This window comes from Psychrobacter sp. H27 (genome assembly GCF_059072655.1).
This window is the reverse complement of record NZ_JCACRX010000002.1, coordinates 23,911-39,434: the sequence shown is the minus strand read 5'-3', so window position 1 is coordinate 39,434 and position 15,524 is coordinate 23,911. Positions and strand designations below refer to the sequence as shown.

General features: G+C 40.7%; 12 protein-coding genes. 10 read left to right on the top strand and 2 right to left on the bottom strand.

The window, feature by feature from the left end; translation table 11 throughout:
* Positions 1-1,477 (top strand): hypothetical protein (locus tag AC5JPY_RS13105; protein ID WP_493852746.1); only part of this gene is annotated, 1,477 nt, incomplete at its 5' end.
* Positions 1,478-1,507: 30 nt separating this feature from the next.
* On the top strand, positions 1,508-2,464 hold the full coding sequence (locus AC5JPY_RS13100) for a hypothetical protein (protein WP_201569629.1): 957 nt from the start codon (positions 1,508-1,510) through the stop codon (positions 2,462-2,464).
* A gap of 187 nt (positions 2,465-2,651) precedes the next feature.
* On the opposite strand, the gene AC5JPY_RS13095 is transcribed toward AC5JPY_RS13100, so the two are convergent.
* On the bottom strand, positions 2,652-2,927 hold the full coding sequence (locus AC5JPY_RS13095) for a hypothetical protein (protein ID WP_057758781.1): 276 nt from the start codon (positions 2,925-2,927) through the stop codon (positions 2,652-2,654).
* A gap of 155 nt (positions 2,928-3,082) precedes the next feature.
* Positions 3,083-3,325 (bottom strand): helix-turn-helix domain-containing protein, encoded by a 243-nt coding sequence (locus AC5JPY_RS13090; protein ID WP_493852745.1) that lies wholly within the window; start codon positions 3,323-3,325, stop codon positions 3,083-3,085.
* 362 nt (positions 3,326-3,687) lie between these two features.
* Between AC5JPY_RS13090 and parA the strand changes: the two genes are divergently transcribed.
* The 8 genes from parA (at position 3,688) to AC5JPY_RS13050 (ending at position 15,460) form a co-directional block, all read left to right on the top strand.
* Positions 3,688-4,326 (top strand): ParA family partition ATPase, encoded by a 639-nt coding sequence (gene parA, locus AC5JPY_RS13085; RefSeq protein ID WP_057758778.1) that lies wholly within the window; start codon positions 3,688-3,690, stop codon positions 4,324-4,326.
* Between the two features lie 3 nt (positions 4,327-4,329).
* The gene (locus tag AC5JPY_RS13080; protein ID WP_057758776.1) at positions 4,330-4,539 is read left to right on the top strand and encodes a hypothetical protein; all 210 of its coding nucleotides are present in this window, start codon (positions 4,330-4,332) and stop codon (positions 4,537-4,539) included.
* A 378-nt stretch (positions 4,540-4,917) separates the two neighbouring features.
* Entirely contained in the window at positions 4,918-6,507 is a 1,590-nt protein-coding gene (locus AC5JPY_RS13075) for a class I SAM-dependent DNA methyltransferase (protein WP_493844503.1), read from the top strand.
* Complete coding sequence (locus AC5JPY_RS13070; RefSeq protein WP_493844502.1) at positions 6,497-7,822, top strand: restriction endonuclease subunit S; 1,326 nt, start codon at positions 6,497-6,499, stop codon at positions 7,820-7,822. The genes AC5JPY_RS13075 and AC5JPY_RS13070 overlap by 11 nt, the downstream gene beginning before the upstream one ends.
* Before the next feature lie 52 nt (positions 7,823-7,874).
* On the top strand, positions 7,875-8,723 hold the full coding sequence (locus tag AC5JPY_RS13065) for a hypothetical protein (protein ID WP_493844501.1): 849 nt from the start codon (positions 7,875-7,877) through the stop codon (positions 8,721-8,723).
* 78 nt (positions 8,724-8,801) lie between these two features.
* Positions 8,802-11,984, top strand: a complete 3,183-nt coding sequence (locus AC5JPY_RS13060; RefSeq protein WP_493844500.1) for a type I restriction endonuclease subunit R — start codon at positions 8,802-8,804, stop codon at positions 11,982-11,984.
* Between the two features lie 71 nt (positions 11,985-12,055).
* Positions 12,056-14,251, top strand: a complete 2,196-nt coding sequence (locus AC5JPY_RS13055; RefSeq protein ID WP_057758768.1) for an AAA family ATPase — start codon at positions 12,056-12,058, stop codon at positions 14,249-14,251.
* A 612-nt stretch (positions 14,252-14,863) separates the two neighbouring features.
* Complete coding sequence (locus AC5JPY_RS13050; protein ID WP_114701980.1) at positions 14,864-15,460, top strand: recombinase family protein; 597 nt, start codon at positions 14,864-14,866, stop codon at positions 15,458-15,460.
* Positions 15,461-15,524: the final 64 nt, after the last annotated feature.

Genomic DNA, 15,524 nt, shown 5'->3' with positions numbered 1-15,524 from the left:
GCTGCATGAAGAGTTAGCGCACCAGTCTAAACAGATTATTACCATTGATAAAAACATTAAGAGTACCCAGCGGTTCACCGAGGAGGTGGGACAGGATTTTAGCGAGCCCCGCCAAAAAATGATTGAGCTTGCCCGGAAAATACATACGAAAGAGCAAAGTGAGGCACTAAAGACGGCTTTAGTGTTGGTTGATCAATTTAGACAAGATGACACCCTACAAACAGGCCGCGCTGTTAGCCGTCTTGAAGAGCAGCTGTCACAGATTGATAAAACGATGCTGAACAATAAAACGGTTTTAAAAAAGCTTATTCCCCTTAACAATCGAGTTATTGATGATCATAAGGCGCTAAAGGCCACCCTAAAACCGTTTGCCGCAACGCTGAATAAGCTGGCTACTGATTTTAAAGCGCTTGATGAGATTGATGTTGAAAAAACTGAGCTGCAGCGGCACTGGCGGGAGGCGTTTGAGGATTTGCAGACGATCGAGGTAACGAGCAACCTTGACACCTATCATAAGTTCGCGACAATGGCAGATCTTGATGTTGAGCGTTTTAAAGCGCTTGAGCAAGAGCGTGAGGCGCTGCGTGCTCTTAAAGCGGTAGAGATAGATGATACCGCTGAGGCACGTTTGAAGATGCTTGTATCTGATGTAAAGACATTTAAAACCGCCAATAATGAAGACATCAAACAATTAAAGCTGCAAATCAATACTAGTCAAAAAACCTATCAGCGCCTATCGCCGTTTTATGAGCAGCGTATTGCCCTTCTTGATCAAAGTGAAGCGGTGATTGTGCAAGATGATAACTTATACGATGAGATTACCCGTACCAAGACCACTCAATTGAACGCAGATCGGCTTGATGACTGGCGTACTCGTACCATGGCGCTCCAATACCAGCTCAACAAAGCGCATGAGCAAGCCGAAACTGAGAACAAAGCCAGGCGTGAGCGAGAGGAAGCAGAGAAGCGGCGGCAAGAAAAACAACAAAAAGAGCAAGATGCTACTGCCCTTGCGCGTACCCGACAGGCAGAAGTCAAGGCGTATCAGAGCAGGTTTGATAATATGCTGGTACGGGTTAAATACCGTATTGATAAGATCGACTTTAAAGCGATTGATACTACTGCCACTGTGATAGAGGCGGCTGAAAAGTTAGCTGCTGAGGCCCTCGTTTTAAAAACGCTTCAGCATACTGATAACGTCACCGCGTTGCAAAAGCGTTTGCGAGACACGGATGCAGAACGGGTGATGATAGACAGAGATACGTCGGTACAGACACTATTACAAGCGCTCGGCACGCTTCCTAGCGACCGTCATAAAATTGATACTATAAACGCGCTTAATGAGCGTTTTGAGCAGGTTCCTGACATCCGCGTGGGCACGCAAAATTTAGCGCAAATCTTGGCCGCACAAGTGCTGGATATAGACAATGCTATTCAAGAAAAAGCGCGCCATTACTCGTCACCACGCCCATTTTAGTTGTGATGATTACAATAATGAGTACTTACTATGAATAAAAATGACCGCACTGAGCAAGACATACACGATCAACTTGTTAACCTAGTGACTTCATTGACTCCGGTCATTGGGGCCTTGCGTGAGCTGATTAAGCGAGCCGATGATGCGGTAGCGAGGCGGCTTGAGCGTTCGCTTAGCGGTATTGATAGCAAGGTGAATGAGGTGTCTTCTGCCATTGAAGAATTAGGTAGTAGCGCAAGCACGACTTCGCAGGCATTGAGTCAGTATCAAGAACTCGTGTTAAAGCAGCTACAAGCGGCAGTGACTGCTTTTACTGACAATGAGATGCCGCGTCGTTATGATGACAAAATAGCAGGCATCATCACCGATATGAAACAGCAGATTGATACGGCTGTAGAGTCGGTCGTTACTGCTAAAAACGACAGCATAGAGGTACAAGTGAGTACCATGCAAGCGGTGGCTGACAAGCTTGGCGCAAGCGCTGACAATCTAGCCCTATTCACCAATCAGTACCAAGCTGGTCATAAGCAGATTATTGAAGATATTGAGACCTTTGAGACCACCACCAAAACGCGGATTGAGCAGGTTGAGGGTAGAGCTAGTAAAGACTTGGACAAAATTCATAAGTCCATTGAGACTATGAGTATTAAAAGGATTGCAGCCGTTGTCGCAGCGGGTACGATGGCTGTGATAATAAGTTTGGTGGCCCTGGTATTTTGGTATGTGCCAAGCTTTGATGAGATTGCAGAGATGAGATACCAGCAAGCAGAGCTACAGCGCGGCATCGATGAGCTTGAAACGGGGTGGAAGCAGGCATTTGATAACGCTCAAAGTCAGCAGATTATTTTGGCTTGTGATGTTAATGAAGCGCAGCCTGATGCAATCAGCTGGTGCGTTAGAGCAGACAGCAAAAGTGTTTTGAGAGATGAGAGAGGCTTTGTTTATTATAAAATAGCTGGGGTGCCGCGTGCAGAGCCGACTGAGTAAAGGCATATGGTAACAGTAAGCCATATTGCCCAAAAGTGCGTCTTCTGAGACATATAAGACTGAAAAAAGCTTGTTTGATTGTCGTTATCTTTGTCTATATCAAGAAGCCAGATAATGACACTTTATCTGGCTTTAAGGATTATTGTTTCTTGTTAAACAAGAAGTCTGTAAATATAAGCTAAAGCCATTACGCTGCTTGGTCAGTGTGAGCTGTGACCAACTCTATAAAAGCAGTTTCAAGGGTGCTTAACGCATGATCGTCAACGATAAGACCGTCATCTAGCTGTCGTTGCACCCAGACATAAACCGCTTCATCATTATAAAGAATGGGGTCAACACCAAGTAGGGTTGCCAGCTGTAAGCCTTGCTGTATTTGTAAGCTTAATAACAGCTGAGAGGCTAACGTTTTAGTCTGTTCACTAAACCATGTGCAGCTATTGAGCCGAGATAGATTGTTATTCATTGGTATTCTCCTATAGACCATTATATGCATATAATAAATAAAATGACTTACTACAGGTCAAATTATACCTATATTTTAATCTATTGCAAGAGAAAATAACCTTCTGTAGGTCTTTTTATTCGTTTAAAGACAATCACAGCTCATGACAACGTTATTTATGCTGGTGACTCACTGCTGTCCTCATTTATGATTTCGTATAAATCACCAACATTGATTCTAAGATAAGTACATAAAGACTCGATGACATCTAGATCAACGCGGGTGGCTTCTTCATGATACATGCGAGTAATGGTGCCACGATTGATGCCAGTATCTCTTGAGATATCGGCAATTTTAAGGCGTCTTTCACCCATGATGGTCGATAAGTGACACTTCACTATAGTGGTTCCCTCATTCATATTAGTGGTTTTTGATTGGTGAGCGGATTATAACGAATATGAGCGGCTAAAGTATTGCTTTTAGTAGCTCATATTGATACTTGATAGCTACACTTTATATGTTAGCAGTCAGTTTACTGGGGCATCTCAGTCTTTGATAAATTTATGCATTTTTATGAATATTATTCACATAGAAATTCAGTCGATATCAAAGATATAGTTATTTTTTAAAAATGTTGCTATTCATCTAACTATTGAGTAAAGTCTTAATAATACTCAAATACTCAAATACTCAAATACTCAAATACTCAAATACTCAAATACTCAAATACTCAAATACTCAAATACTCAAATACTCAAATACTCAAACTTAGGATTGCTCTATGAAAGTCATTGCTGTGTTGAATCAAAAAGGAGGCAGTGGCAAGACAACTATTGCCACTCAATTAGCTCGTGGCTTGCAGCTGCAAGGACATAGTGTATTGCTAGTAGATAGTGATCAGCAGGGCAGTGCACGGGATTGGCGAGCTGTAGATGAAGATAATCCAGTACCAGTGATAGGTCTCGATAGACCTACGCTTGATAAAGATCTAAAAAACGTCTCTGATAAAGAGTATGTGGTGATTGATGGTTCACCACAAGCAACTAGTTTGGCTTTATCTGCAATTAAGGCGGCTGATTTTGTATTAATTCCTGTACAGCCTAGCCCATACGATGTCTGGGCGACTAGCGATTTAGTAGACTTAGTAAAGCAGCGTATAGAGATGACTGACGGTAAACTAAAAGCAGCCTTTGTAGTGTCTAGGGCAATTCAGAATACTAATATTGGTAAGGATGTGGCTTCAGTTTTACTAGAGTACGGTCTACCTGTGTTAGATAGTAGAATTATGCAACGTGTAAGTTATCCAAATAGCGCAGCATTAGGCAAGACCGTGTTTGATACTGAGTCAGTGAATAGTAATGCGGTACAAGAAATGACAGCATTGGTTAATGAAATTAAAACATTCTTTGATAAGGAGTAAATGATGAGCTTAGCAGCAGGTCGTCCCAGCAAGAAGGTAAAAGATGAGTTATCTTTGTCAGACGTGACCGATAGTCCTCAAAAAACGGCACGAGTAAACTTTAACATTGACAAAGATAAGTATATTGCATTCAAAAAGTTTGCGCTTGATAACCGAAAGACAGTGACTGAGCTATTAACTGAAATGATTGAAGAAAAGTTGGTTGAGCGATAGGCATAAAAAATCCGATTTTTTATGCCTATAAAAAGGATATGTATAAAAAACTCAAAAAACTATACATATTATCGGATTTTAGGGCTGATTTTTGACAACTCCCATTCAGCCAGAATTTTTCATAGTGACAGACTAATAACGAGTATTGTTACCCTTGATTTGTTACTGTTAATCTATACGTAGTTGCGCTATCTATGCGCTATTTAGAAACTATCTTTTACTGCCTAACCTGTAGAAAGATTGTACTTCTTACAGGTTAGATTTGTTTTAGTCCGATATTTCTACAGGTTAGCTTTATAAATACCTATTAAAACAACTGGCTAACTGAATTCAAACTTTAACTAATACTGCCCCTCAGAACATAGAGAACAAAAAAACATGGCTAAAACACCTGCAAATAAGAACGACACTATAAAAGACGGTCGCTTTGAAGAAGCCCTTTGGGATGCTGCCAACAAGCTACGAGGTAGTGTTGAATCCTCAGAATATAAGCATATCGTCCTTAGCCTGATTTTCTTAAAATTCATCAGTGATACTTTTGAGCAGCAGCGCCAAAAGCTTATTGATACGGGCTATGAAAAGCATATCGACATGGTGCAAGCCTATACCAAAGACAACGTATTCTATTTACCGGAGGAGAGTCGTTGGAGTTTTATCCAGCAGAATGCTAAGCAAGAAGACATCGCGCTTAAAATCGATACGGCGCTCAGTACCATTGAAAAGACCAATCAATCCCTCAAAGGTGCATTGCCTGACAACTACTTCTCGCGTCTTGGCTTAACAGCCAGTAAGCTTGCTGCCTTGATTGATGTGGTCAATAACATCGATACCATCGGCAATCCAGAAGAAGACACCGTAGGGCGCGTGTATGAGTATTTTTTAGGTAAGTTTGCCGCGACTGAAGGCAAGGGTGGCGGTGAGTTCTATACGCCTAAATCGGTGGTCAATCTGATTGCAGAAATGGTTGAGCCGTATCAAGGCAAAATCTATGATCCGTGCTGCGGTTCAGGCGGTATGTTCGTCCAGTCCATCAAGTTCATCGAGAGTCACCACGGCAATACCAAAGACGTGTCTATCTATGGGCAAGAGTACACCAGCACGACCTACAAGCTCGCCAAGATGAACCTTGCCATTCGTGGTATCTCTAGCAACTTGGGCGATGTGGCTGCCGATACCTTCTTTAAAGATCAGCACGAAGACCTAAAAGCCGACTTCATTATGGCAAACCCACCTTTTAACCAAAAGGATTGGCGCGCGCCTGATGAGCTGGTTGATGATCCACGTTGGGCAGGCTATCCAACACCACCTACGGGCAATGCCAACTATGCATGGATATTGCATATGATATCCAAGCTCTCTGAGCACGGTACAGCAGGTTTCGTATTGGCCAATGGTTCGATGTCTACCACTACTAGCGGTGAAGGTGATATACGCGAGCAAATCATCAAAAACGATCTGGTCGATTGTATGATTGCGCTGCCGGGTCAGCTGTTTTATACCACTCAAATTCCGGTGTGCTTATGGTTTATCAGTAAAGACAAACCTGCTAAATCCGCTGATAGCAAAGCACGTGGACTTCGCAATCGTAGCGGTGAGACGCTATTCATCGATGCGCGTAATATCGGGGCGATGATTGACCGTACTCATAAAGAGTTCTCTACTGATGATATCGAAGCGATTGCCAAGACGTATCATGCATGGCGCGGTGAGAAAGAAGCAGGTGGTTATGAAGCCTATGCAGATGAGGCAGGCTACTGTAAATCAGCAAGCCTAGCGGATATCGAAGCTAATGATTATGTACTGACTCCGGGGCGTTATGTAGGTGCAGCAGCGATTGAGGATGATGGCATACCGTTTGAGACTAAAATGTTAGAGCTAAGCCAAACGTTATATGCGCAGATGCAAGAGTCGCAAAAGCTAGACGCGACCATCCGTCAGAACTTGGAGGTGTTGGGTTATGGCGAGTGATTGGATAGTTGCAAAACTAGGGGATGTATTGGAAATTAAGTATGGCAAAGACCATAAAAAACTTAACGACGGTGACATTCCTTGTTTTGGTTCTGGTGGACTAATGCGCTATGTGGAAAACTCCATATACGAGAAAGAGTCAATTTTAATACCAAGAAAAGGCTCATTAAATAATATTTACTATGTAGACCAACCATTTTGGACAGTTGATACTTTATTTTGGACAAAGATAAATCTTGAAAACGTGTTTCCAAAGTTCCTTTTTTATCAATTAAGACTAACGGATTTTGTATCTCTTAATGTAGGTTCTGCTGTGCCAAGTTTGACTGTGCCAGTTCTTAATGACTTAAAGATTAAGCTACCACCACTTCCAGAACAAAAATCCATTGCCCATATCCTTGGCTCATTAGACGACAAAATCGAGCTAAACCGCCAAATGAACGAAACGCTAGAAGCGATGGCGCAGGCGTTGTTTAAAAGCTGGTTTGTTGACTTTGATCCCGTGATTGATAATGCGCTCGCAGCTGGTAATGCCATTCCTGATGAATTTATCGAACGTGCTGAGCAACGTAAAGGCATTGAGAAAAAAGACAATTCAGATATTCAGGCATTATTCCCTGATGAGTTTGAGTTTACGGAAGAGATGGGATGGATTCCGAAGGGGTGGAAGATAAGCACGTTAGGACAGGAAAGTGATTTTTCAAATGGTTATGCTTTTAAAAGTAAGGAGTTAACGGCAGCCCCTGAAGATGCTTTTTATGTATTTAAGATGGGGCATATTAAGCGGGGTGGCGGTTTTAATTACGATGGTACTAAGTCGTATTTTCCTATTGAATCTGCTAAGGACTTAGAGAGATATCTTCTAAAAAAGGGAGATTTACTTATGGCTATGACCGATATGAAGTCAAGTATGGCTCTTTTGGGACATACTGCTTTAATGCCAGAAGATGATAAGTTTTTGGTTAATCAGCGAGTTGGAAGGTTGAGTGTTAAAGAAGACGCTACTTTGAATTATCCATATATTTATATTTATTCAAACCTTGATACTACTATAAGTGAATTAAGAAGTAGGGCAAATAGTGGTGTTCAAGTGAATTTGTCCACTGCTGAGATAAAAGCGACAAATATTCTGGTTCCAAGTAAAAGCGTACATGACATCTTTGACGTAAAGGCAGTTAGCTTTTTTGAGAAGACCTTTCTTAATGACCAATTGAATAGGAAGTTAGCGGAAACTCGCGACACTCTTTTACCTAAGTTAATGTCAGGTGAATTACGCATCCCAGATGCTGCTGCGTTTGTGGATGAAGCTATATAGTTTTTGACAATAAACGTTTATCTCAAAAATATAATCATTAATGGAGTTTAAGATGAAGAAGCTTTTACTTAGTTTGGCACTTAGTTTAGGTGCTTTATCAGTAACTCCTGCAATGGCTGCCGCTCCTGCTTTCTCTGCTACTCAAATGTCTCAGGTTAAAATCAAAGACTTAAGCTTTAAAGAGGTCATGCGTGAGTTTTATAGTGGTCGTATGGGCTATGCTTCTGTCAATGATGAGTATGTTGAGTCGATGCCAAATATTGGTTTAGACAGCGTTAACAGCGATGGAGAGAGAACGATCGCTTTAATGCATCCGGTACTACCTTATGAGAATGTAACAGGTGAGCCACGTTATTTGGTTATCATCGAAAAAGTTCAGGTTAAAGATGGCTCGCTTGTATCTTGTCATGCATGTCAGGCAACAGCTGATCTGTATAGCTTTAAAAAACTAGATAATGGACTATTTCAAATGGTCAGCAAAACGCCAGAAAATGTAGAGTTTTCTAGCGGTTGGGGAAGAGTGAGTCTCAATCAAACAAGTATTCAAGAAGGCTTACAGCCATTGGGAAAAAACCTAATAGGTAGTGTGTTTATGAATAACTATATGTCTTTCGGTACGATAAGTAGCTGGTGGGACGTACTGCATTTGCCTGAAAGTAACTTTATCAATTTATATACATTAGGTGACGCTGGTGCAGAAAATAGCGGTCATTATGAGGAAGGTTCACCTTTACATTATGATTATAAAGTTGCTTTTAAAGTGCTACCTGAAAACGCTACGTACTATCCTATTATGTTGACCTATGAAGGTGAAAAGCCTACTGAGGATTACGACCGTATCAATAGTGTCAATTACAGCAAGATTGTGAAGTTCAATCCGGTGAAAAAGGCTTATGAATAATTTAGCTTTGGCTTAATATTAGACTTGCATAGCAGGTTTTGAACTAAATAATAGAAAACGATAAGAAAGGATGCATCATTGAAATTCACCGAAGACAGACTTGAACAAGCCATTGTCGAGCTACTAGCATCTGAGGGCTATCCACATACGGTTGGCGAAGCACTCGACCGTAATCCTGACGATGTGCTGATTAAGCCTGATCTTCGACAGTTTCTAGCCACCCGTTATAAAGATGACTTGATCACAGAATATGAGATTGAGTCCATCATTCATAAGCTTGAGTACCTTCCTGCATCTGATCTGTACGATACCAACAAAGCCATCATGAAGTTTGTCGCTGACGGGTTTTTCTTGAAGCGTGAGGACTATACCCAAAAAGACCTATACATCCAGCTCATCGATTATGAAGCACTCGATAACAATCGCTTTCGTATCGTCAATCAAATGGAGATACAAGGCTTTGAGCTGCGTATTCCTGATGGCATTCTTTATATCAACGGCTTACCACTGGTAGTGTTTGAGTTTAAGAGCAGCATTCGTGAAGATGCCACCATGTTTGATGCCTACACCCAGCTAACCACCCGTTATAAGCGCGATATTCCAGGGCTGTTTAAATACAATGCCCTATGTGTCATCAGTGATGGGGTCAACTCAAAGATGGGCTCGTTCTTTGCCCCGTATGAGTTCTACTACTCTTGGCGCAAAGTCACTGGCGATGAGAAATTAGAGAAAGACGGCATCCATTCCTTACTGAGCATGATGAGCGGATTATTTGATAAAGCGCGTTTGCTCGATGTCATCCGCAATTTTATCTATGTGCCTGACAAATCCAGCAAGGAAGAAAAAATCGTTTGTCGTTACCCGCAATATTATGCAGCCACCAAACTGTTTGATAATATTAAACGTCATATGAAAGTGCTTGATGCAAACGGCAAGTTTGACGAGAGCGATGCTTTACGAGATGGAAAGGGCGGTACGTACTTTGGCGCCACTGGCTGTGGTAAGAGCTATACCATGCTGTTTCTAGCGCGTCTGCTGATGCGCGACGTTGAGCTTGGCAGTCCAACCATTATTTTAATCACTGATCGCACTGATTTAGACGGTCAGCTGTCTGAAACCTTTACCAATGCTAAGACCTATATCGGTGATGAGAATATCATCAGTGTGGAAAGTCGAGCGCATCTACGCGAACAGTTAAAAGGTCGCAGAAGTGGCGGTGTGTTTTTGACCACCGTCCATAAGTTCACTGAAGATTTAGCGTTGCTGACTGAGCGTACCAACGTCATTTGTATCTCAGATGAAGCACACCGTAGCCAGATTAATCTTCAGCAGAAGATTACCGTCACTGAAGACGGTGTCAAGAAGAGCTACGGCTTCGCTAAGTACCTGCATGATTCATTGCCCAATGCCACTTACGTTGGCTTCACAGGTACGCCGATTGATGCCACCCTTGATGTCTTCGGCCCAGTCATTGATAGCTATACCATGGTTGAGTCGGTATTCGATGAAATCACGGTACGTATCGTCTATGAAGGCCGTGCGGCCAAAGTGCTACTCGATAGCAAGCAGCTTGATGAAGTCGAAAAATACTATAAAGAAAGTGCGGACGCTGGCACCAATGAGTACCAGATAGAGAAAAGCAAGAAAGCCATGGCGAGTATGTCCACCATTCTTGGTGATCCTGACCGCATCAGAGCCATTGCTGAAGACTTTGTTCAGCATTATGAGGCGCGAGTAGAAGAGGGCACGACGCAAAAAGGTAAGGCGATGTTTGTCTGTAGCAGCCGTGAAGCTGCTTATCAGCTCTATAAAGACATCATTGACCTGCGTCCTGAATGGAATGAAGTAAGAGCGTGTGAGGAAGGCTCAACCTTATCAGAGAGTGATAAGAAAAATGTCATGCCCATGGAGCGCGTCAAAATGATCATGACTCGTAACAAAGACGACGCAAAAGGCATGTGGGACAATCTCGGTAATAAAGACTATCGTAAAGAGCTCGACCGTCAGTTTAAAAACGGCAAATCTAACTTTAAGATCGCCATCGTTGTTGATATGTGGCTTACAGGCTTTGATGTACCCTTTCTTGATACCATCTACATTGATAAACCCCTACAAAAGCATAGCTTGATTCAGACCATATCACGGGTCAATCGTAAATTTGAAGGCAAGGAAAGCGGCTTAGTCGTTGATTACATCGGCATCAAAAAGCAGATGAATCTAGCGCTCTCGCATTACACTGGTGGTCAGGTTCAAAACCTAGACGATATCCAAAAGTCAGTCGTGGTGGTCAAAGACCATTTAAACCTACTGGATACCGTCTATCATAAGTTTGACTCTAGCCTTTACTTTAACGGCACGCCATTAGAGCAGCTCAATTGCTTAAATGCAGCAGCTGACTTTGCGCTACAATCTAAAAAGCTAGAAAAGCGCTTTATGGATTTAGCTAAACGTCTTAAGTCTGCCTATGATATTTGCGTAGGTAGTGAAGCACTCACCAAGACTCACAAAGACAAGATTCATTACTACCTAGCCATTCGTACCATCATCTTTAAAATAACCACTGGCGGCGCACCTGACGTTGAACAGATGAACCAAAAGGTACGTGATCTAGTGAAAGATGCGCTGATGAGTGATGGCGTAGAAGAGATCTTTAAGCTCGGCGATAATACCGACGGTGAGATTGATATCTTCGATGAAGACTACTTAGCCAAGCTTGAAGTAATCAAGCAGCCAAGTACCAAGCTAGAGCTACTACAACAGCTGCTCGCAAAAGCCATTGGTGAGCTTAAAAAGACCAATAAGGTGAAGGGCGTTGATTTTAGTAAGAAGATGAATGCTTTGGTCGAGAAGTATAATGACCGTGACGAGCAAGACATACTGCGCGCTGAGGTCATTGGTGATTTCTCCGATGAGATCATCAAGCTATATAACGAGCTACGGGTTGAGATGGCGTCGTTTGGTGAGATGGGTATCGACTTTGAAGAAAAAGCGTTTTATGACATTCTGCTATCATTGGCGCATAAGTACGATTTCACTTATCCAGAGGACAAGCTGATTGAGCTGTCTAAAGAAGTGAAAAAGCTCATCGATGAGAAGGCTAAATACACTGACTGGAACAAGCGTGATGACATCAAAGCTGAGCTACAGTTTGATTTGATGGTATTGCTCGATGAATGGGGCTATCCACCTGTAGATTCCAAAGAGGTCTACAAAGAGATATTTGAGCAGGCTGAGAACTTTAAGAGGCATCGGGTGGTTTAGTTATATTTACACGAATTTAGTATACTTTTATTTATCAAAATACACTAAGACCTTTCTATACGGATAGCGTTATGATCGAAAGTTTCCAAGTAAAAAATATTGCTACCTACAATGAGTCAGGCATTAGTTGTAATGATTTAGGTAAGATTAACTTTATATATGGAACCAATGGAAGTGGAAAAACCACTCTTTCTAATCTATTAAGAACTCGTTCTCCCAACTGTACAATAAGATGGTTGTCAGATAGACCCCTTGATATTCATGTTTATAATAAGGATTTTAAAGAGAAAAATATACTCAATAATGCCAGCTTGAACGGGGTGTTTACAATTGGTGAGGACGATATAGATAACGAAAAATTGATCTTAAAAAAACAAAATGAAGTTGAAGGTTTAGAAAAAGTAAGTTTCGGACTAGGAAAAAGCTTAGCAGATAAGAAAAAAGACTTACTAGATTTAAAGAAAGAGGTCGTTGATGCTGTCTGGTTTGATAGCGGAGAGTTGAGAAAAAATGCTTTAAAAAGCCCACTATCGGGATATCTTGGGAAGAAAGAGGATTTTTTTGCGAAAAGTTTGATCGAATTGGGTGGCACAGCAGCACTCCTAGATTTGAAGGAATTAGAAGAACAGTCAGAGACTCTTTATGGCAAGGCTCCTTCGTCTTTGCCAAAGATTATAAGCCCTTCATCAGGGCTAGATCAGGTAGAGAACAATGATATTTGGAAAGAGATCATTGTAGGAAAAGGTGACATTAACATATCAGCACTGATAGAAAGTTTGAATATCAGCTCTTGGGTACGTGAAGGATCGACCTATCTCCAAGATAATGTGGAAACATGTCCATTCTGTCAAAAGGACACAATAGACCATAATTTCAGAGAAGATATTCACAGTTATTTTGATAACAACTACACAATCAAAGAAAATCTATTAAAGTCTTTGCAAAATGCATATACCAGCTACTCAGATAAGTTGCTCAATTCATTCCAACAGATAGCCGACGCTCACAAAGTTAAAACCTCCTATGCTTTCGATTCGGTTTCGTTTGAACGGTTTATGGCTCAACTTAGAACTAAAATCCAATTAAATATAAACCTTATAGCTAGCAAGTTAGAGAAACCTAACAGGGTTATCGACATAGATGTCACTATGACTGAAATCGGGCAACTACAGAAAATTATTAATGAAGCAAATAGCCTGATTGATAAACAAAATGCATTGGTTTCAAGATTAGGTGCTTCAAAAGCAGAACTAGTAAGAAATTCTTGGCGATACATAGCTGAACTAAATAAGGATAATCTAAAGAAATATAATAGGGAGAGTAAAAATGCTAATAGTGCTATTAGGAGTATTAATGAGCGTCTAGCGACGACGGAAGCTAACATTAAGAAAATAAATAGAGAGATAGCACAACTATCTCAGAAAAAGACGAATACTAAAAAAACAATTGATGATATAAACAGCTCTTTGAGTTACTTCGGGTTTACGGGATTTTCTATAGTGGAAAGTCCAGATAGTAACAAACACTATCAATTAAAGAGAAATGATGGTTCTATTGCTAATGAAACGTTGAGTGAAGGTGAAGTTTCTTTTATAACTTTTCTTTATTTTTATCATCTTTGCAAAGGTGGATCGACAGAAAGTACGATAAATTCAAACCGAGTGATCGTTATTGATGACCCTATATCAAGCTTAGATAGTAACATCCTATTTGTTGTTAGTAGCTTAGTAAAAGATATCATTTACGATATAAACAATGATAGCAACCACAAGATAAAACAACTAATAGTCCTGACTCATAATGTATATTTTCATAAAGAAATTTCCTATACAAGTAACAAACTAAAAGCCAGCTGTAGAGCTAACTTCTGGAATCTTAGAAAAGTTGGAAATGTTACGAGCATAAAAAACTATTATAATAAAAACCCTATAAAAAGCTCTTATGAGCTTTTATGGCAAGAGTTAAGAGAAGATTCAACGTCTCAAACAACACTTCAAAATTCTATGCGACGTATCATTGAAAATTATTTCAAGATCCTTGGAGGGATTGAGGATAATGACATTTTGGCATGCTTCTCATGTACTCACGAGCAATTGATTTGTAGATCTCTTATATGTTGGGTTAATGATGGATCTCACTGTATACCAGACGACTTGTACGTTGATGACCAAAGCTCAACTATAGATGAATACAAACGCATATTTAAAGATATCTTCAAGCATACTAACCATCTTGCACATTATGAAATGATGGTAAGAGAAAAATGAATTTGAGTATTTGAGTATTTGAGTATTTGAGTATTTGAGTATTTGAGTATTTGAGTATTTGAGTATCATTCCGTTTCTTTAGCTACAACAACTATCAGTTGACGCGAGCACTTAGCCGTAATTTGTATTTCAGAATAGCTATGCCCAAATTTTAGGAGACTAGCGATAATCTTACGCTTCCCGGTATCTTTCCTACGTCCTGAGTATTTACCCTCTGTCTTAACACGAGCAATACCTTGCATCTGACGGTTACGCCGATCTTTATAGTTCTTTCTAGCAATATCAACGAAAATATCAAGCACCATTGAGGTGATGGCTTGCAATACGCTAGTCATAAACTCAGTATTGTTTGCAGGCTACAAGGCCATATATGAAGTCGGCAGCTCTTTTGATACTACCGCTAGCTTTTTCCCAGACAGTATTTTTTAAGATGTCCCAGTCATACTGATTTAAAAGTGCTAAGCGGTCTACCATTAACCTATACCCAAAACATAAAACTTCTAAACGATAACCTATCTATCATTTGACTTTTATTTGATATTAAATGATAGTAATATCTTGCTATTATCAATGAACATCAATTATTAAGTCTAACTGATACAAAGAGGTATTATGACCGTTCGTATTTATGTGAGAGCCAGCACTAAGGATCAAGACGCTACTAGAGCATTAATAGATTTGGTTGCCTTCAGTAGCCGCTATGGTGATAGCTATGTTGATTACGTTGAGCACTTCAGTGGTACAAAGCTCGATAGACCAATCTTAGCTAAGTTGCTAAAGGACGCCGAGCAAGGCGATATTTTATTGGTTGAAAGCGTGGATAGATTAAGCAGACTATCTCAAGATGATTTTTCGATTCTAAAGCAGCGTATTAAAGATAAGGGCTTACGATTGGTGGTGGCTGATCTACCAACCACACATACGATGAGTGACGGTATGACAGGTGAGATCCTAAAAGTGATTAACGATATGCTGATCGATTTATTAGCGACCATGGCAAAGCTTGATAATGACAAGCGTAGAGAGCGCATTAAACAAGGATTGGCCAACAGTGGCTATAAACCCACTGGTAAGAAAGCCAATACCGCAAAACACAATCGTATTAAAGCATTGGCTAGTCAAAACAATATGACAAAAGAAGAGATCGCTAAGGCGGTTGGTGTTGGCGTAGCTACCGTTTATCGTGTCTTAAAGCAGGTCAATAGCTGAGGTATTTTAAATATCGACTCAACGTGACCTTTGGTCTTGATTTAAAGGCATCGCAACGTCATAA